The organism is Acidithiobacillus ferrivorans, from assembly GCF_016250455.1.
Classification (GTDB): domain Bacteria; phylum Pseudomonadota; class Gammaproteobacteria; order Acidithiobacillales; family Acidithiobacillaceae; genus Acidithiobacillus; species Acidithiobacillus ferrivorans.
Genome location: NZ_CP059488.1, coordinates 2,750,793 through 2,769,984, shown reverse-complemented (window position 1 = coordinate 2,769,984; position 19,192 = coordinate 2,750,793). Strand labels below are relative to the sequence as shown.

Here is a 19,192-nt window from a genome sequence, read left to right as displayed (position 1 = left end):
CGGACAAACGTGGCCCCAGACCCAGACCGTGGGTGCGCGCGAGCATACAGCCCGTAACGAAAGTGAACCTGAACAAGCCTCGTAAATGTCAGCCATACAGTTATGCTGGGAGAGTATGGTGTAGGATGGTTCCGTCGAGCCTCTAGAATGGGGGCGAAGACCAGTGAGTCTGAGTGGATTACTAACCATGTAAAATTCAGACAGGAACTCGGGGTATTGAGGATGGGATGTATGTAAAGGATCGAGTGGAACAGTCGAGACCTCTACCCGCCGTGGATTAACCCCCGTAAATAGGGACAGACCAAGAGATAACTAACCATGCACTGGATCGCCCCCTCCGAAAAAGATACCGCCAGCGCCACGCTGGAGAAGCGCCTGTGGGATACCGCCGACCAGTTTCGCGCCAACTCGGGCCTGAAGGCGCAGGAATACTCCGGTCCCATCCTTGGCCTCATCTTCCTGCGTTTTGCCGAAGTGCGCTTTGCCCTCCAGCGCACCAGGCTTGAAGCCGCCGGCGCTTCTTCGCGGCGCGGCAGCCGCGTCGATGAGCCCGCCGCCTACCACGCCGAAGGCATCCTCTACCTGAGCCCCGAGGCACGCTTCGACACCCTGCTCACGCTTCCCGAGGCCGCAGACATCGGTGCCAAGTTGAACGCGGCGATGCGCGAGATTGAGAAGCACAACCCGCAGCTCGCCGGGGTTCTACCCAAAACCTACAACCTCTTCACCAGCACCTTGCTCAAGGAGCTGCTGAAGAAGGTTTCCGAAATTCCGGCGAGCGTCGATTACGACGCCTTCGGCCGCATCTACGAATACTTCCTCGGCGAGTTCGCCCGCACGGAGGGCCAGAAGGGCGGCGAGTTCTACACGCCAAGCGCCATCGTCAAGCTGCTCACCGAAGTCATCGAGCCCTTCCACGGCCGCATCCTCGACCCCGCCTGCGGCTCCGGTGGCATGTTCGTGCAATCGGCGCGCTTCGTCGCCGAGCACCAGAAGAATCCCGCTGCCGAGCTCGCCATCTGCGGCGTCGAAAAGACCGACGAAACCGGCCGCCTGTGCCGCCTCAACCTCGCCGTCCATGGTCTGGAAGGCGACATCCGCCACGGCGGCAACGTCAACAGCTACTACGACGACCCGCACAACGCCACCGGCCAGTTCGACTTCGTCCTCGCCAATCCGCCCTTCAACGTCAATGCGGTGGACAAGGAACGGCTCAAGGACATGGTCGGCACCGGCCGACGTTTCCCGTTTGGCTTGCCGCGCACGGACAACGCCAACTATTTGTGGATTCAGCTTTTCTACTCGTCGCTCAATGCCAAGGGCCGCGCCGGATTCGTTATGGCCAACTCGGCCTCCGACGCGCGTTCGTCTGAGCAGGAAATCCGCCAAAAGCTGATCGAAGCGCGGGCGGTAGATGTCATGGTCGCCGTTGGCCCCAATATGTTCTACACCGTCACTCTGCCCTGCACCCTGTGGTTCTTCGACAAGGGCAAGGCCAAGACAAAACGCGCCGAAACCGTTCTCTTCATTGACGCCCGCCACATCTACCGCCAGATGGATCGCGCCCACCGCGACTGGACGCCCGCACAGATCGGCTTCATCGCCAATCTCGTCCGCCTCTATCGCAGCGAGGCGCTTGACCTCACACTCGGCGGCAGTGACGCCGAAGCCAAGCTCAAGGAAGTTTTCGGCAAGAAGCCCGCCTATGCCGACGTGCCCGGCCTGTGCAAAGCGGCGACGCTGGCCGAGATCGAAGCCCAGGGCTGGTCGCTCAACCCCGGCCGCTATGTCGGCGTCGCGCCGGGCGAAGCCGTCAGCGACGAGGACTTCAAGGAACAACTCGAAACGCTGAACGAGGAACTGGAATCGCTGAACGCGCAGGCACGGGAACTGGAACAGACCATCGCGGCCAACGTATCTGAGCTCCTCGAATAATGGGCTATGAAAAGGTTAAGGTTGGTGAGGTCGCCAGCATTCGCGGGGGGAAAAGGCTGCCGGCAGGTAAAGCTTTCACCACGTCAGTGACCGCCCATCCGTATATCAGAGCTCGCGACATCGGTGGTGGAAAGGTGGTAATTGTTGACCCCATTTTTATTGACGAAGTCACCGCGCAAAAGCTGGCCCGATATACGGTAAAAAATGGCGACGTATGTCTAACGATTGTTGGCGCAAATGTTGGCGCAATGGGCGCTGTGCCGCCAGACCTCGATGGTGCAAACCTTACGGAGAATGCCGTCAAAATAGTTAGCAACGGTAGGGTTGACCAAGCATTTCTGAAATATGCTCTTCTAAGCGAAGATGCTATGGCTCAAATGAAGGTGCTTGCTGGTGGCGCTGCTCAACCGAAACTCGGAATCTATAAAGTTGAGACCATTGAGTTTCCTCTTCCCCCGCTCCCCATCCAGCAACGCATCGCGGGCATCCTGTCGGCCTACGACGAACTTATCGAGAACAGCCAGCGGCGCATCAAGATTCTGGAGTCGATGGCCCGCGCCCTCTATCGCGAGTGGTTCGTCCACTTCCGCTTCCCCGGCCATAAAAACCACCCCCGCGTCGCTTCTCCCCTCGGCGAGATTCCGCAGGGGTGGGAGGTGAAAAGGCTGGAAGTAATTATTGCGGCGCACATAGGCGGCGGTTGGGGCAAAGAGACGCCAGATGATGACTACACCGAGCCTGCCTGGGTCATTCGCGGCACCGACATTCCAGAGACACGCTATTCGCAAGTCGCGAGTGTCCCGTACCGTTTTCATTCGGCGTCAAATCTGAGGTCGCGCAGGTTGGTCGCGGGCGACATCGTGTTTGAAGTTTCCGGCGGCAGCAAAGGCCAGCCGGTCGGCCGCACCTTGCTTGTTACTCCTGAACTCCTAGCCAGTCTTGGCGGCGACGTTATTTGCGCAAGCTTCTGTAAACGCATCCAGCCAGATGTCGCCGGTTATGGTTCGGAGTTACTCTACCTTTCGTTCCTTGAGGGCTACGAATCCGGCGAGATTGAGCAGTACCAAGTTCAGTCCACCGGCATCTCCAATTTCAAGTGGACGGAATACATCGCCAACACTGATCGCGTCGTCCCACCAGAAGCCCTTCGGGAACAGTTTCGCGGACATGTCGCATCGCTATTCACACAAGTCGCAACCCTTGGCCGGAAAATCCAAAACCTCCGCCGCACCCGCGACCTACTGTTGCCACGCCTGCTCTCCGGCCAGATCGCCGTCGAGACCCTTCCAGAAGGAGTCGCCGCATGACGGAAGCCGAACTGAACGCCCTGCTGGATGTGCGCTCGGAGAACGAGCACATCGAGTTCAAGGAGGCCAAGAGCAACTTCCACTTTGAAAAGCTGGTGGACTATTGCGTCGCGCTGGCGAACGAGGGTGGCGGCCGCATCGTGTTCGGCGTGACCGACAAGCCGCCGCGTCGGGTGGTCGGTACGGCGGCCTTCGAGATGCCGGAAAAGACGGTGGCCGGCATTTACGAACGGATTCATCTCAAGGTGTTGTGGCAGGAAATTCAACACCCTGACGGTCGCGTGCTGGTTTTCGAGGTGCCGCCGCGCCCGGTCGGTCATCCGCTACACTACGACGGGCGCTACTGGATGCGCGCCGGCGAGGAACTGGTGCCGATGACGCCCGATCAGTTGAAGCGCATCATCGACGAGGGCAAGCCCGATTTCATTGACCAGCCCGCGTGCAGCGGTTGCACCGAAGAAGATGTCGTTTCGCTGCTGGATGTGCAGGGCTACTTCGACCTGCGCAAGCGGCCCCTGCCCTCGACGCGCGCCGAGGTGCTCGAGACCTTGGCGGGGAAAGGGTTCGTCCGTCGCGAAGACGGCACTTTCACGATCACCAACCTGGGCGCCTTGCTGCTCGCCAAGCGTCTGACCGACTTCGAGTCCGTGGCGCGCAAGGGGGTGCGGCTAATCGCCTATGACGGGGTATCGAAGCAGAAGGTACGCGACGGCAAGGACATCACGGACCAGAAAGGCTACGCGGTCGGCTTCGAGGGGCTGGTCAACACCGTCTTCGATCAACTGCCGGCGAGCGAGGAAATCGCTGCCGCGCTGCGCACCACGACGCACGCCTATCCGCTCAAGGCGATCCGTGAGTTGATCGGCAACGCCATCGTCCATCAGGATCTGACCGAGCAGGGTACCGGCATCACGGTGGAAATCTACGGCGACCGGATCGAGGTGACCAATCCCGGTCTGCCGATTCTGCCGCTGGACCGCTTCATCGACGAGAACCAGTCGCGCAACGAGCGCTTTGCCGATGTGCTGCGGCAACTGGGCATCTGTGAGGAGCGCGGGCACGGCATGGATGCCGTGGTGGCACAGATCGAGCTGCACCAGTTGCCGCCGTACCGCTGCCGCCTGGGAACGCGCCATACGACCGTCGTGCTGTCACGCTACAAGCCCCTCAAGGATTTGTCGCCCGAGGAACGGGTGAATGCGGTCTATCAGCACTGCGTTTTGCGTTTTGTGACCAACCAGCTCACCAACAACGAGTCGATCCGCGAGCGATTCAAGATCGACAAGAAAAATTCGGCCATCGCGTCGCGCCTTTTGGGTGAAGCCGTCACCGCGAATGTGATTCGTGCGTCGGACCCCGATGCGGCGAACAAGCTGATGCGTTATGTTCCCTATTGGGCCTAGGGGGATTTGCTTGATGGCTTGCTTTGGGATGTCGCCGGAAAGCGAGCAATCGCATGATGTTGAAGGGGAGTTTTGTTTGATGGGTGCTTGATGGGGTACTCTGCATCGCCCGGAAATTGTTTGATCCGGCAAGAGGGTGGGGGCGCCGCCAAGGAAGTAATTCATTAATAAACAAATACTTATTTATTTGATGGGTCTTTGATAGAAGTTCTGCAACTACATCCATGAGCGCTCACGCCTACTCCGAAGACCAGCTTGTCGAACAGCCCGCCATCGGGCTGTTTGCGCGTTGGGCTGGCAGCTGGTGTCGGCGATGGAGGAAACCTTCGGCGCGGGCGGCACGCTGGGGCGCGAGACCAAGGGCGAGGCGGTGCTGGTGGAGCGCCTGCGCGCCGCGCTGTGCAAATTCAACCCCACGCTGCCGCCGGAGGCGATCAGCAACGCCGTCGATGAGCTGACCCGCGACCGCTCGGCGATGAGCCTGGAGGCGGCCAACCGCGAGGTCTATGGGATGCTCAAGGAGGGCATCACGGTGTCCGTGCCCGACCGCGATGCCCTCTCCCCCGGCCCCTCTCCTAGAGGGCGAGGGGGGCAAACCACTGAGCGCCTGCGCGTGGTGGATTGGGAACACCCCGAAAACAACGATTTCCTGCTGGTCAGCCAGTTCAGCGTGACCGGCGCGCTCTACACCTGCCGGCCTGACCTGGTCGGCTTCGTCAATGGCCTGCCCTGGGTGGTGATCGAGCTCAAGAAACCCGGCGTGCCGGCGCGTGCCGCCTTCGATGAGAACCTCACCCACTACAAGCAGCAGGTTCCGGCGCTGTTCTGGAGCAACGCGTTCCTTATAGCCTCCAACGGTACCGACAGCCGCGTCGGTTCGCTCACCGCCGACTGGGAGCGCTGGGTGGAGTGGAAACGGATCGAGCGCGAGGACGAACCCCGCCGCGTGTCGCTGGAAGTGGTGCTGCGCGGCACCTGCGACCGCGCCCGCCTGCTCGATCTGGTCGAGAACTTCACGCTGTTTTCCGAGCACAAGGCCGGGCTGGTCAAGATTCTCGGCCAGAACCACCAGTTTCTCGGCGTGAACAATGCTATCGCCTCGATGCTTGAAGCGCGCAAGATGGGCCACGGGCGCGGCGGCGTATTCTGGCAGACGCAGGGCAGCGGCAAGAGCTTCTCGATGGTGTTTTTCGCGCAGAAGGTGTTGAGGAAGCTCACCGGCAACTGGACCTTTGTGGTGGTCACCGACCGGGTGGAGCTGGACGAGCAGATCGCCAAGACGTTCAAGACCGCCGGTGCAGTGAGCGAGGCCGAAGGCGACGCATGCCACGCTGCCAGCGGCACTCACTTGCGCGAGCTTTTGCGCGGCAACCACCGCTACGTCTTTACCCTGGTGCACAAGTTTCAGACGCCCGAGCTGCTGTGCGACCGTTCCGACGTGATCGTGCTGACCGACGAGGCGCACCGCAGCCAGTACGACACGCTGGCGCTCAACATGCGCGCCGCGTTGCCCAAGGCGATGTTCCTCGCCTTTACCGGCACGCCGCTGATCGCCAGCGAGGAGCGCACCAAGGAGGTATTTGGCGACTACGTCTCGATCTACGACTTCCAGCAGTCCATCGAGGACGGCGCCACCGTGCCGCTGTTTTACGAGAACCGCACACCGGAATTGCAGCTCATTAACCCGGACTTGAACGAGGAGATCTACGAGCTGATCGAGAACGCCGACCTCAATGCAGATCAAGAGGCCAAGCTGGAAAAGGTGCTGGGGCGGCAATACCACCTGATTACCCGCGACGACCGGCTGGAAACCGTGGCACAGGACATCGTGCGGCACTTCCTGGGCCGGGGCTTCGTCGGCAAGGCGATGGTCGTGTCCATCGACAAGGCCACTGCGCTGCGCATGCACGACAAGGTGAAGGCGCACTGGGCGGCGGAAACCGAACGGGTGCAAAAGGATCTGGCCGAGCTGGCCTATCTGCCGCGCCGCAGGGGGATGACAGCCGAACAGGCCCGCCGCGACCTGCGGATGGCTGAGCTCAAGCAGCGGTTGTCGGTGCTGACCACCACCGACATGGCGGTGATCGTTTCGCCGGGGCAGAACGAGATCCAGCAGATGCAGAAGCTGGGGCTCGACATCGAGCCGCACCGCAAGCGCATGAACGAGTCACAGCCGGGGCTCGACGAGAAGTTCAAGGACACCGACGACCCGCTGCGCCTGGTGTTTGTCTGTGCCATGTGGCTGACCGGATTCGACGCGCCGAGCTGCTCGACGGTCTATCTCGACAAGCCGATGCGCAATCACACGCTGATGCAGACCATCGCGCGCGCAAATCGGGTCTTCCCCGGCAAGCACAGCGGCGTCATCGTCGATTACGCCAACGTCTTCGCCTCGTTGGAAAAGGCACTGGCCATCTACGGGGCCGGCAAGGACGGCAAGAGCCCGGTCAAGGACAAACAGCAACTGGTCGAGGAGTTGCGCAAGGCGATTATTGATGCGACTGCCTTCTGTACCCGTCATGGCGTGATGCTGGATGAGATTGAGGCACTGGGCGCGGGCAGTTTGGATCGCTTGCAGAAGATTGAAGACGCGATCAATGCGTTGATTTCCCCCGATCCGCTGCGGCGTGAGTTTTTCGGCTACGAACGGCTGGTGAGTACCCTTTATCGTGCGGTTAAACCTGACCCGACGGCACTGGAGTTTGCCAGTCGGGTGGCTGGCCTGACCACACTGGCCGAGGTCATTCGCGTCAAGCTGAACCCGAACCCGCCGGACATCACGCAGGTGATGAGCGAGATTAACGGCCTGCTTGACGAGTCCATCACCGGACACGCCATTCGTGAGCAGGGGCCTCCGGCGCTGGATCTCTCCAAGATTAACTTCGAGGCGCTGGTGCAGCGATTCAAACAGTCCAAGCACAAAAACACCGATATCGAAGTGCTCAAAGCCGCCATACGCGCCCAACTGGAAAGAATGATCCAGTTAAATCGCACCCGAGCCAACTTTGCCGAGAAGTTCGAAGCACTGATCGAAAGCTACAACGCGGGCAGCCGCAGTATCGAGGAACTGTTCGAGGAGCTGGTCAAGCTGTCGAACAGCCTGAATGATGAGCAGGAACGGCATGTCCGCGAGCACATGAGCGAAGAAGAATTGGTCATCTTCGACATCCTGACCCGTCCGGCCCCAGCGCTCACGACCGAAGAGCGCGCCGAAGTGAAGAAGGCTGCCCGTGAATTGTTGGCGCGCCTGAAGGTGCTGCTCGTCCTGAACTGGCGGCAAAAATCCACGGCGCGCTCGCAGTTGAAGCTGACCATTGAGGACACCCTCGACAGTGCATTGCCCCGCGCCTATACGCCCGAACTGTACAACCAGAAATGCTCGGCGGTGTTTGAGCATGTGTACGAAAGCTACCCTGAACGGAATGTTGGGGTCTATGCATGATCTTGGCGGGGTTACAGGCCGCTGTGAGGCGGGAGGTGTAAGCATGGCAACGGCACGACAGCTTGGGCAAGCCATAACGAATCTTTAACGAGGTCGACTTCCTCGCTTGGACGGAGTGCGCGCAACGAACTGAAAAGCCGATTGCGAGCGCTCCTCATTGAGTCTTCTCAGGATCTTACCTCCCCAACGCCCTTTCGATCTTCTTGTCCGTCTTGTACTGACTCAGCGCATACACCGCCCAGATGGCCGCGGGCACCCAGCCGATCAGCGTGATCTGCAAAATCAGGCAAACAATCCCTGCAATCGGGCGGCCAATAGTGAAAAATACCACAAATGGCAGAAAAATAGCTAAAAACAGGCGCATGTGCTCCCCCTATAGGCCTTCTCTTGTCGCCTGTCCATACTACGACCGGCGCTGTCAGCGCTTCAAGCCCTTGCCGCACTTTTACCGGGCAAGCACTGCCTTCTGCTAAACTCCGGGCCAGACACCCCGGGGATGCGCCCGTGCCCGCCCTCACCTACAGGAGCTATAGTGACCGCCGCCAAACCAGATCGGACTCAAAGACTACGTGTGCTGCGCCGCTGGGCGCTGGGTTTGTTGCTGGGGGCGCTGGCGCTGTTTCTGGTGGCGGCGGCACATGACTTTGCCGGGCCCTGGGCCTGGGTGGGGGCCTTTGCGGAGGCGGCCATGGTGGGTGCTTTGGCGGACTGGTTTGCGGTGGTCGCACTCTTCCGGCATCCCTTGGGATTGCCCATTCCGCACACGGCGATCCTGCCGCGGAACAAGGCGCGTCTGGCGCGCCGTCTGGCGGAGTTTGTCCGCGAACACTTTCTGGAGGCCGAGGCCATTGTGCGCCTGTTGCGACGCGCCGATCCGGCCACCTGGCTGGCGCAGTGGCTGAGTGATGCCGGGAACAGCGCGATGTTGGCCCGGCAGGTGGCCGTTCTGCTCCAGAAGGCTCTGGCGCTCAGTGATGACGACGAATTGCGCACGGCCTTGCGGGCGGTTCTGGGGCGGCAATTGCAGGGCATCGACGGGGCACGCTGGGTAGGCAGTATTCTGGCACTGTTGACGGAAGATCATCGGCACCAGACCCTGCTCGACGATGGCATTCAGCGCTTGCGCCGATGGCTGGATGGTGAAGATACGCAGCACCTGCTGGCAGATCAGATCGGGACGATTCTCAAGCGCGCCTATCCGACGCTTTTTGCATGGATGGGGGCGGTCATGGACCCCGCCACGCTGAGTGAGAATCTGGCTCGCAATCTGGTGAGAGCGGCACATCAGTTGTTGCAGGAAATTGCGAACGACCCGGAGCACCCCCGCCGCCTGGCTTTCGATCTCTGGATGCAGGATGCCATCCTGCGTTTGCAGACGGATGCGGTCTTTCAGGCACGGGTACAGCGTTGGCAGAGCGGTTTGATCGCCCATCCGGCGGTGCAGACCTACATGGATGGCCTGCTTCGTGATCTGCGGGCCTGGCTGGAAAGCGACTTACAGCGCCCGGATTCCCGCTTGCAGGGGCAGGTGCAGCACCTGTCGCAGCAACTGGGCCTTTTCCTGGGCGAGCAGCAGGCATTGCGCGACGCGCTCAATGGCTACCTGGAGGACAGCGCCCGCCGTCTGGCGCCTGCCCTGCGCGATGGCCTGGCCCAGCACATCGAAGCGACGATACATGCCTGGCCGGATAAGGACATGGTCCGCCTCCTGGAGGAAGGGGTGGGTACGGACCTGCAGTATATTCGTGTTAATGGAACGCTGGTGGGCGGGATGCTCGGCATTGCCATTCACGCCCTGGCTCTGGCGGTGCCGTTGCTGATATAGCCTCCCTATCGGCCAGCAGAACCGGGATCGGAACACGCCCTGGCGTGCGGCAAATCTGGTTGCGTATCCACGCTGACTCCGCTTGCGGCCAAAAGCTGGCGAGCCAGACGGCTTTTTACGCCGTTGTCGGCGGTGAAGTGCAGGGATATCCGGGCATGACGAGGTAGTGGCGGCGCTGTGCCCGTCCCGATGGGGACACCCAGCCGACGACATAGTTGACGGGCAACTCCGTCATTCCCATCGACGACGGCAATGTCCCCGCCCAAGGTGTCGTTTATCAGGTCGTTGATCCAGCAGTAATGGGTACAGCCCAGGACGACCACGCCAATGTCCGCAGTGTGCGCGGGCTGGACCCTCAGCTGCAGATAGTGGCGGGCACGGGCTCTCCAGTCCGTATCCTGCGTCTCGATGATCTCGGCGAGACCGGAGCAGGCCAAAGGGCGGACACGTTCCTGCCCGTTTTCCAGCCGGTCCAGAAGGTCCCGCAGTTTTCCGCCACTGACGGTGATGCTGGTGGCGAGCAGGAGAATCCCGCCCTGGGGGTGGTCTGTCAGCGCCTTCCTGATGGCGGGTTCGATGCCGATAATGGGTACGTCGGCGCGCTCCCGCAAAGGCGCGACGGCGGCGCTGGTGGCGGTATTGCAGGCGAGGACTACCGCATCTACGCCAGCGGTGATGAACCAGGCATAGGCTTCCTCTGTCCACTGCCGCACCTGCGCGGGACTTTTGTCGCCGTAGGGAGCGTGGGCGTTATCGCCATAGAAAAGATAATGCGCGTCCGGCAGGTGGCGCAGGCAGGCCAGCAGGGTGCTGAGGCCGCCGATGCCCGAGTCGAAGATACCGATACGCATCAGTCGTGCAAAAACGCCTGATCAGCGAGCAGCGCGGCACCGCGCATACCGGCGAGGTCATCATCATTGCCGCGCTTCACTTCGACATTGCCGCGCAAGGCCGGAATCAGATCCGCATCGAGGCGCTGCAGCATGGCCGGGGCGAAACTCTCCCAGGCGGCGCTCATACCACCGCCAACTCGCACTACGCCGACATCGCTTACCTTGAGGATATGGGCCAGTGCCTGTCCCAGACAGGCGCCAGCCGTCTGGAAAGTACTGACGGCTTCAGCGTGACCAGCGCTGGCCATTTGGGCGATGACAGCGGTATCTGGCGCGGTGCCTGTCAACTCCACATAGCTGGATTGTACGCCCCGCGCCGAGGCGTATTGCTCCAGGCAACCCTGATTGCCGCAGCCGCAGCGCCGCCCCCCCGGTACCACGATAATATGGCCGATTTCCATGGCGCTGCCGTGATCGCCGCGCCAGGGACGGCTCTGCTGTATCCAGCCACCCCCGACCCCTGTACCGAGACCGACATAGAGCAGATTTTGCAGTTCGGGCTGCTCCTGACGTTCCTCCCAGAATTCGCCATAACCCGCTGCGTTGGCGTCATTTTCGACCAGGACGGGGAGTTGGCAGGCGGTGCGCACGGCCGTTTGCAGGTCGAGCTGGATCAGTTGCGGGATGTTGGGGGATTGCAGCAATATGCCGTCATCGTTGATAAAGCCGGGAAAAGCAATGCCCACCCGGGCGATGCTGGGATGATGCCGACGCAGGTCGGCAATGCCTTCAGTCAGGAGCGTGGTGACCAGCGTGGCGGCGCTTTCCGGGTCCGGAGCCTGGCCGCATTTTTCGCGCAAATCCACCTCACTGCGCGTGGAGTCCAGAAAATCGTTACCCCGAAAGACGCCAAAGCGCAGGTTGGTGCCGCCCACATCAATGCCGATGGTCAGGCCCTCAGCCATGGGTAATGACCTCTGCCTGTATCATTATGGTATGGGCTTTGCCCGCCTGGACTGACCATTCCAGATCCAGGCGCAACGCCTGCATGATTTTCTCAAAGCCAGCTTCCGATTGCGAGACGGTTAGATGTGGTGCGCTCTGCCAGCGGACCGGCGGGTTGAAATGCAGGATGATTTTGCCGCCCATAACCGCATCCTCCAGGACGATTTCCCGGGTCGCTGCACCCTGAACGGGGCTGCCAAAGCCACCCTGTGACTGGCCATTGGCAAAGAACTGCCCTGCCGGGCCATCGCAACTCGGCATGGCCAGAAAGAGCCGGGTGCTGAAACGATGTGCTTCCGCCCCTTTGTGTGCTGACTCAATGTGGTAGTCCACTGTGAGGCGGTTTTCCGACAGGGTGTAGCGCTTGCTGGTTGCCCATTCGTCCGCAACGCCGCCGGAAAAGTGTGGGCTATTCTGCAAACGGCTTTCGCTGTAAGTGATGGCGCTCCCGTCGATCCATTCCTGAAAGCTGTGGCAGGGTGTGGCGTCCGGCGTAAGGTCCTCAGCGCTGATGTCGGTTTTGAAGCTGACGCGGTCGTGGGCGGAGGCAATGCCTTCGCTGGGGGCTTCGGGCGCAATGGCACCGTGACGAATCTTATCGTAATACGCCTCATCACGGCGGGCCAGAGTGTCGCCGAGGTTGTGTCGTAGCGCATAGCAGTCCCATTCCACCACGGCAGCGCTGGGGGCTGGGCGGATGATCAACTGGAGGGTGTGATTGTGATAGAGTAGTTCGTCAACCCCATCCATATCTAAATCACTGCTTTCCAGAGCGGGACGCGCGGTAATCTTGTCCAGTTGTGCCTCCAGGCGGACGATGGCGTTGAAGACGGCGCGCCGCAGGTGCGGTAGATATATGCCACCAAATAGTCCGTGCCAGTAGGCGTCATTGGCTTGCGCTTCGTGCAGGTCCGCGCGCATGGTTTTGCTCTGTTGGCGCTTGGGCAAGGCGTGAAAGCGCTGCGATAGCCGGAGCATGCGTTTGTGCATCCAGTTGGATTCCGGGTAGCGGGTCAGGAAGTTTTTCCAGATGCCGCCGCGGATCAGGGCTTTACGCTGTTCCAGCCGACCAGCCGTTTTTTCCTGCTCCAGGAAGGCGGCGTAGCCGCGCGCCGCATCAGGGGCTAGCGTCCATTCGTTCATCTCGCTGTAGGATACCGTCGGCAAATAGATGATACCCTGGGGGCGATTCTGAGCCAGATAATCCCGAAAACGCATGGGCTGAATGTATGGCGAGTCGAGCACGCCACGCAGGAATTGCTCCAGCCAGCCCTTCTCGTACACCCAGCTATAGGTCTCCGGCCAGACGCCAAATTTCTCGATATCGTCGAAATAAATGCCGGCACTGCCTGGATGCTGCTCGGAGAGGCCCTCAATGTACGATACTGCGGCGTCCGCTTCAGAGAATGGCAGGCGGTAGCGTAGCGCCTCAGAAATAGGAAAAACGTCAATGCTCTGGCCATTTTCTTCGGTGCGGTGGAAGTTGCCGAGCTGATCTGCCGCAGCGCCCGCACAGAGAAAGTGATAGTCGTCCACCATAACGTAGCGCACGCCGGCCTCGTTGAGGGCGGGCACCACACTGGGGTCCCAGACCCGCTCCGTGAGCCAGGCCCCGACGGGCCGCTGTCCGAAGCGTTTCTCCAGACGGTTGGCCATAGCCTCAATTTGGGCGATACGGTCGGCGTGAGGAATCGCGGCGAGCACCGGCTCCGTATCGCCGGCGCCCACCAACTCCGCCTGGTTGCGGGCTACCATCTTTTGCAGCAAGGTGATGGTTTTGGGGTGCTGGTCAATCATATAAGCCAGCAGCCAGCCGCTGATGTGGATGGCGAAAGGAAACCCAGGAAAGCGATACATCGCCTCTAAAAATGGGTGATAACAGCGGCGGACGGCATCGTCGATGACGTGGGGGAAGTTGCCGACCGGCTGATGGGCATGGACGCCCAGGAGAAGGGGGGTGCTGTGGGTCATTCAGTGTCCTTCCGTGTGGCTGCGGCGCATGGAACCACCGGCCTCTGCCGCACCGCCGCCATGGCTGATGGGGTTGCTGAGGGCATCGGGGGCGGGGAGTTGCATCAGGGAATAGAGCTTGCGGAGGTTGAGGCGATACAGATGGTCGAAATCACGGACGGAGTCCGATGGGTTGTAGTCGCCGAACCACCAGAACCAGTCAGAACCTTCACAACGACCGAGTTGTTCAAGAATCTTGGCCTGCTGCTCCGCAGAGAATTGCCCGCGATGCTGATCCACGTCCTGTTTGGCGGTGCAGAGCAAATCCCATGCGCGGTTTTTAGCGGCGTCGCCAATCCAGGTGCTGAAGCTGCCGTAGACCCAACTCCCTGCGGCCAGCCGGGGTATGGCCTTCACGTCGTCTGGATGGCTGTTGATGAAATCGCTGAAGGTACACATCCGGATGTGGGGGTGATTAGCCAGGGATTTATAGAGTTCCGAGAGAAAGTAATAGCCATTGTAGGGATAGTATTCCCAGGCATTTTCGCCATCGAGAACAATACTGACGACCGGGTTTGCCTCGTGCTCCGTCTGCCGCCAGATGGTCTCCAGTTTGTGGATGAAGTCCGTGACGGCATCATGTCCGGACCAGGTTTTGTAGTCGAAGCCGATGGTGTCGGAGAGCGCATCATCGCGGAAGAAGAGTACGGGTCCTGTCCCCTGCAATTGATAGGGACGGTACAAGTATTCCACCCGGCCGCGGGGGCCGCTGTCATCGTCGCTGAGCAGCAGGCTATGGGTCAGTACGCCTTCACCGGAAGCGGTCCAGCGCACCCCGGCGTTGCCGAGCATTTCGACAAAGGCGGCAGAGACGCCCCCTTCGGCAGGCCACATACCTTGCGCCGGCACTCCGAAATGCTGGAGATAACTCTGCTGTGCCTGGTCGATGTGCCAGCGCGCGCGCTCAGCCCCGCCGGGATAGCCCAGGCAGTCGGGTAACTGGGCGTCCGTTACCGCTTCGCGCGCGGCGTGGAAGTCGAGCAGCAACGGCCCGATGGGATGGTAATAGGGGGTGGTGGAAATCTCAATGCGCCCCGCTTCCGCCAGGGCGCGATAGCGGGGAATCAGTCCGCCAATCAGTTCTCCGAGAAAGTGGACGAGTTGCTGGCGGTCTTCCTGGCTGAAACCGTGTCCCTTGGCAAAAAGTGATTGCAGGAAAGGGCTGCTGCGGCGCACGGTCTCCCCGGTCCAGGCTAGGTGATACCAGACCAGAAGATCCGCGAGGTATTGTATGGAGAGGTAATCCGATATCTCCTTAACGTCCTCCAGCATTAACTGGTAAATGTCATACAGGCGACGATAATCCGGGAAGGGGTTGAGCATGTGCTCCGGGTCGAGGCGGAAACATTGCTCCAGCAGGAAATGCCGCTGTTCATTAGGCAGTGCTTTGAGATTTTCCATGGCAAGTGCAATGAGCAGCGGATCGCGGAACTGTCCGCTCTGAAACTGCGCGGTGTAGTCCTCTAATTGCTCGACCAGAATCGGCACACAATTAAACACCCCGCGGGCGAGGGGATTCTCCTCATAGTGGGCGATCATGTCCGAATAGTCTTTGCAGGCGTGCAGATAGGTCCACGGCAAGACGTAGACGCCGTCGGCATTGCGGTAATCGGGTTGGTGCATGTGCCAACAGAAAATGACATGAAGCGCGCGCGCCGGGGGCATGGGATTACCTCACAAAATGTAGTTGCTGGCCAAGTAACTCCGGGGTAATCAGGGTCACGCCGTTGGGCGTGCGATAGAAACGACGGGCGTCTTCGACCGGATCTTCACCGACCACAAGCCCGTGCGGGATAATCGTACCTTTGTCCACTACCACCTTGCGCAGGCGGGCACCTTCGCCCATGCGCACGTTGGGCAGGATGACCGAGTCTTCAATCAGCGTGTGTCCGTCATTGATCCGCACGTTGGAGAAGAGCAGTGAGCGGCGGACGGTGGCGCCGCTGATGATGCAGCCGCCGGAAACAATGCTGTCCAGCGCCATGCCGCGCCTACCTTCATCGTCGAACACGAATTTGGCCGGCGGTAATTGTTCCTGATAGGTCCAGATCGGCCAGCGACTGTCATAAAGATCAAGATCGGGAGTGACATGTACGAGGTCGATATTAGCGGCCCAGTAGGCATCCACTGTGCCCACATCCCGCCAGTAACAGCGGCTGTTGCCTCCGTCGGAACTGGAAATACAGCTGTTACGGAAACGATGCGCGATTACCCGATAGCGCGACACCATATAGGGAATGAGGTCGTTACCGAAATCATGGGTAGAGTCGTGGCTGTCGGAATCGCGGATGAGCTGTTCATAGAGAAAGTCGGTATTGAACACGTAGACGCCCATGCTTGCCAGGGCGCGATCGGGATTGCCAGGAATGGGGACCGGATCCTGGGGTTTTTCGGCAAAGGCGCTGACACGATCCTCGCTGTTGACGGACATCACGCCGAAGGACTTGGCTTCTCCCAGCGGCACCTCAATGCAGGCGACACTCATGTCGGCCTGGCTTTGGACGTGCTCGGCAAGCATCTGTCCGTAATCCATTTTATAAATGTGATCACCCGCCAGGATAATCACATAGCGCGGCCGATGGGCGCGGAGAATGTCGATGTTCTGGAAAATGGCATCGGCGGTGCCCTTGTACCAGCCGGTGTTCATGCGCTGCTGAGCGGGAAGAATTTCGGTGAACTCGCTGAACTCGCCGCGGAGAAAGCCCCAGCCGTGCTGGATATGACGGATGAGACTATGGGATTTGTACTGGGTGAGGACACCAATGCGACGAATGCCGGAGTTAAGACAATTAGAGAGGCAGAAATCGATGATGCGGAATTTGCCGCCGAAGGGGACGGCGGGTTTGGCGCGCCAGTCGGTCAACGGACCGAGGCGGCTGCCGCGCCCGCCGGCGAGCACCAGAGCCAGGGTATTCTTGGTGAGGTTACTGACGAAGCGGGGTGAATTGGCTACTCCGAGACTGCCTTCTTCCGACATTACCCTCTCCTTGATTTTGGCATGGAACAAACCTTCCTGCAGTATAGGTGAGATTGTCGAGGTACCGACTTTTAAGGTACTGAACTTCAGCGGTGGCAGCAAGGACTCTGTGCAGGAAAAATTGCGCGTCGGGTGGAGCAGCGCTGCTCTGCAGATGTGTTATGCTCAAAAAGGGCGTAAGTATGGCGGCGACACAGCGAGAACAGGTTCACCCCGGATGGCGGGCAGAGGAGGGTGCAGTGACGGCAATGCTGAAGCATGACAGTACAGCGATCGATCTGTCCGGCGAAAGCGCAGACTGTTTGGCGATCTGTGCGGCGCGCCATCCGGATCCCTTCGCCTGGCTGGGCCAGCACGTGGCTGGTCAACAGTCCGTGCGGCGGGCCTTTCTACCTGGCGCGTTCCGCGTTGAGATCCAGACCCCGAAGGGATGGAGAGCCATGGAGCCGATCCATAGCGACGGCGTCTTCATACACCAGGGTGAGGCACTGCCCCTGCCCTACCGCTTGCGCTGGGAGGACCGGCACGGGCTTCACGAACATTATGATCCCTATGTCTTTGGCCCGGTGCTGGGGGATTTGGAGGTTTATCTCTTCGGCGAGGGGCGCCTCTACGAAGCCTATCACCATCTCGGCGCGCACCGTCGCCAGCACGAGGGGGTGGATGGGGTATCATTTGCCGTCTGGGCGCCTAACGCCGAGCGGGTCAGCGTTGTTGGCGATTTTAATGATTGGGACGGGCGCTTCCATCCCATGCGCGCGCGCGGCCTGAGTGGTCTCTGGGAATTGTTTGTCCCCGACTTGGCGGTTGGTGAAATCTACAAATTCGAGATGCGTCACCGCGATTCCGGGGTGGTGTTTGTCAAGACCGACCCCTACGCCAATGCCTTTGAACTGCGGCCGAGTACGGCGGCGCGGGTGGTGGAAGATGACCATGTCTGGACCGATCAGGACTGGATGGCGGCGCGCGCTGGCCACGACTGGCAGCATGCCCCCATGAACATCTACGAGGTGCATCTCGGTTCCTGGCAGCGCGATGCGGCGGGCCATTTCCTCAGTTATGAGACGCTGGCGGAGCGCCTGGTAACTTACTGTAAAGACATGGGCTATACCCACATTGAGCTGATGCCAGTGATGGAGCACCCGCTGGATGAATCCTGGGGCTATCAGGTGAGCGGCTATTTTGCGCCTACCAGTCGTTTTGGTACCCCCGATGGCTTCCGTGCCTTTGTGGATCACTTTCATCAGGCAGGTATCGGCGTGCTCCTGGACTGGGTGCCGGGGCATTTCCCCAAGGATGACTGGGGGTTGGCGCGTTTTGATGGCACCGCGCTGTATGAACATGCCGACCCGCGCGAGGGGGAGCACAGCGATTGGGGCACTTACATTTTCAACTTCGGGCGTAATGAGGTGCGCGGTTTCCTGCTGGCCAACGCCTGTTACTGGGCGGACAGTTTCCACATTGATGGATTGCGCGTGGATGCGGTGGCGTCCCTGCTCTACCGCGATTATTCGCGCCAGGAAGGCGAGTGGATTCCCAACCAGTACGGTGGCCGGGAGAATCTGGAGGCCATTGATTTTCTGCGCGAGATGAATGTGGTCCTCAATGCGCGCCATCCGGGTATCCTCACCATTGCCGAAGAATCCACGTCCTGGCCCATGGTCTCCCGCCCCACCTATGTCGGCGGTCTGGGTTTTTCCATGAAGTGGAATATGGGCTGGATGAATGACACCCTCGCTTATCTGGAGCAGGACCCGATCTACCGCCGCTTTCACCAGAACGATCTGACCTTCAGCCAGCTTTACGCCTATACGGAAAACTTCGTGTTACCCCTGTCCCACGACGAAGTGGTGCACGGCAAGCGCTCGCTCCTGGACAAAATGCCCGGGGATGCCTGGCAGCGTTTTGCCAACCTGCGTTTGCTCTTCAGTTACCAGTTTGCGCATCCTGGCAAAAAACTGAATTTTATGGGCAACGAGTTCGGCCAGGGGCAGGAGTGGGATTGTGGGCGGGCCCTGGACTGGGACCTGCTGCATTGGGACTGGCATCAGGGTATTCAGCATTTGAGTCGGGATCTGGCGCATCTGTACCGGGATATCCCGGCTTTGTATGTGCAGGATTTTCAGAGCGAGGGTTTTTCCTGGGTGGATTGCCATGACGCCGATCAGTCGGTGCTGAGTTTTCTGCGCTGGGACCGGGATGGCGGCTTCGTGTTGGCCGTGTTCAATTTTACGCCGGTGCCACGATACAATTATCGCCTGGGGGTGCCAGCGGCGGGCCAGTATCACGAGATCTTCAACAGTGATGCGGGCGCTTATCACGGCGGCAATGTTGGCAACTTGCCGCAGCAGGCGCAGGCCCAGGCCTGGATGGGGCTGTCTCATTCGCTGGAACTGGTGCTGCCGCCTCTCGGGGCGCTTTATTTACAGTTGACTAGGACAACATGACCCTGGGG

The 19,192-nt window shown here is 60.1% G+C and carries 12 protein-coding genes; 6 read left to right on the top strand and 6 right to left on the bottom strand.

Going from position 1 to position 19,192, the window contains the following annotated elements; all coding sequences use genetic code 11:
- Positions 1–318: 318 nt before the first annotated feature.
- From H2515_RS13810 to H2515_RS13795, 4 genes are all read left to right on the top strand, one after another.
- Positions 319–1,935 (top strand): class I SAM-dependent DNA methyltransferase, encoded by a 1,617-nt coding sequence (locus tag H2515_RS13810; protein ID WP_198660412.1) that lies wholly within the window; start codon positions 319–321, stop codon positions 1,933–1,935.
- Positions 1,935–3,242 carry a restriction endonuclease subunit S gene (locus tag H2515_RS13805; protein WP_198660411.1) on the top strand — a complete coding sequence of 436 codons (1,308 nt, stop codon included), beginning with the start codon at positions 1,935–1,937 and terminating at the stop codon, positions 3,240–3,242. The genes H2515_RS13810 and H2515_RS13805 overlap by 1 nt, the downstream gene beginning before the upstream one ends.
- The gene (locus H2515_RS13800; RefSeq protein WP_198660410.1) at positions 3,239–4,645 is read left to right on the top strand and encodes an ATP-binding protein; all 1,407 of its coding nucleotides are present in this window, start codon (positions 3,239–3,241) and stop codon (positions 4,643–4,645) included. The genes H2515_RS13805 and H2515_RS13800 overlap by 4 nt, the downstream gene beginning before the upstream one ends.
- Before the next feature lie 313 nt (positions 4,646–4,958).
- Positions 4,959–8,087: a type I restriction endonuclease subunit R gene (locus H2515_RS13795; RefSeq protein ID WP_198660409.1), complete on the top strand. Its 3,129-nt coding sequence runs from the start codon at positions 4,959–4,961 to the stop codon at positions 8,085–8,087.
- Positions 8,088–8,262: 175 nt separating this feature from the next.
- Here H2515_RS13795 and H2515_RS13790 read toward each other — a convergent pair whose 3' ends face one another.
- Complete coding sequence (locus H2515_RS13790; protein WP_014027807.1) at positions 8,263–8,451, bottom strand: YqaE/Pmp3 family membrane protein; 189 nt, start codon at positions 8,449–8,451, stop codon at positions 8,263–8,265.
- A gap of 168 nt (positions 8,452–8,619) precedes the next feature.
- Here H2515_RS13790 and H2515_RS13785 point away from each other — a divergent pair, with 168 nt between their 5' ends.
- Entirely contained in the window at positions 8,620–9,912 is a 1,293-nt protein-coding gene (locus tag H2515_RS13785) for a DUF445 domain-containing protein (protein WP_065412920.1), read from the top strand.
- Between the two features lie 5 nt (positions 9,913–9,917).
- Here H2515_RS13785 and murI read toward each other — a convergent pair whose 3' ends face one another.
- From murI to glgC, 5 genes are read right to left on the bottom strand one after another with little or no spacing between them, the layout of a single operon-like run.
- Entirely contained in the window at positions 9,918–10,763 is an 846-nt protein-coding gene (gene murI / locus H2515_RS13780) for a glutamate racemase (RefSeq protein WP_065412919.1), read from the bottom strand.
- Positions 10,763–11,710: an ROK family protein gene (locus H2515_RS13775; RefSeq protein WP_198660408.1), complete on the bottom strand. Its 948-nt coding sequence runs from the start codon at positions 11,708–11,710 to the stop codon at positions 10,763–10,765. Before H2515_RS13775 ends, murI begins: the two co-directional genes overlap by 1 nt.
- A complete protein-coding gene (locus H2515_RS13770) occupies positions 11,703–13,721 on the bottom strand; it encodes an alpha-amylase/4-alpha-glucanotransferase domain-containing protein (protein ID WP_198660407.1) in 2,019 nt (672 codons plus the stop codon). The genes H2515_RS13775 and H2515_RS13770 overlap by 8 nt, the downstream gene beginning before the upstream one ends.
- Positions 13,722–15,425 carry a glycoside hydrolase family 57 protein gene (locus H2515_RS13765; RefSeq protein WP_198660406.1) on the bottom strand — a complete coding sequence of 568 codons (1,704 nt, stop codon included), beginning with the start codon at positions 15,423–15,425 and terminating at the stop codon, positions 13,722–13,724.
- 4 nt (positions 15,426–15,429) lie between these two features.
- On the bottom strand, positions 15,430–16,737 hold the full coding sequence (glgC, locus tag H2515_RS13760) for a glucose-1-phosphate adenylyltransferase (RefSeq protein ID WP_065412915.1): 1,308 nt from the start codon (positions 16,735–16,737) through the stop codon (positions 15,430–15,432).
- Positions 16,738–16,919: 182 nt separating this feature from the next.
- Here glgC and glgB point away from each other — a divergent pair, with 182 nt between their 5' ends.
- Complete coding sequence (gene glgB / locus H2515_RS13755; protein WP_408626791.1) at positions 16,920–19,184, top strand: 1,4-alpha-glucan branching protein GlgB; 2,265 nt, start codon at positions 16,920–16,922, stop codon at positions 19,182–19,184.
- Positions 19,185–19,192 lie beyond the last annotated feature (8 nt).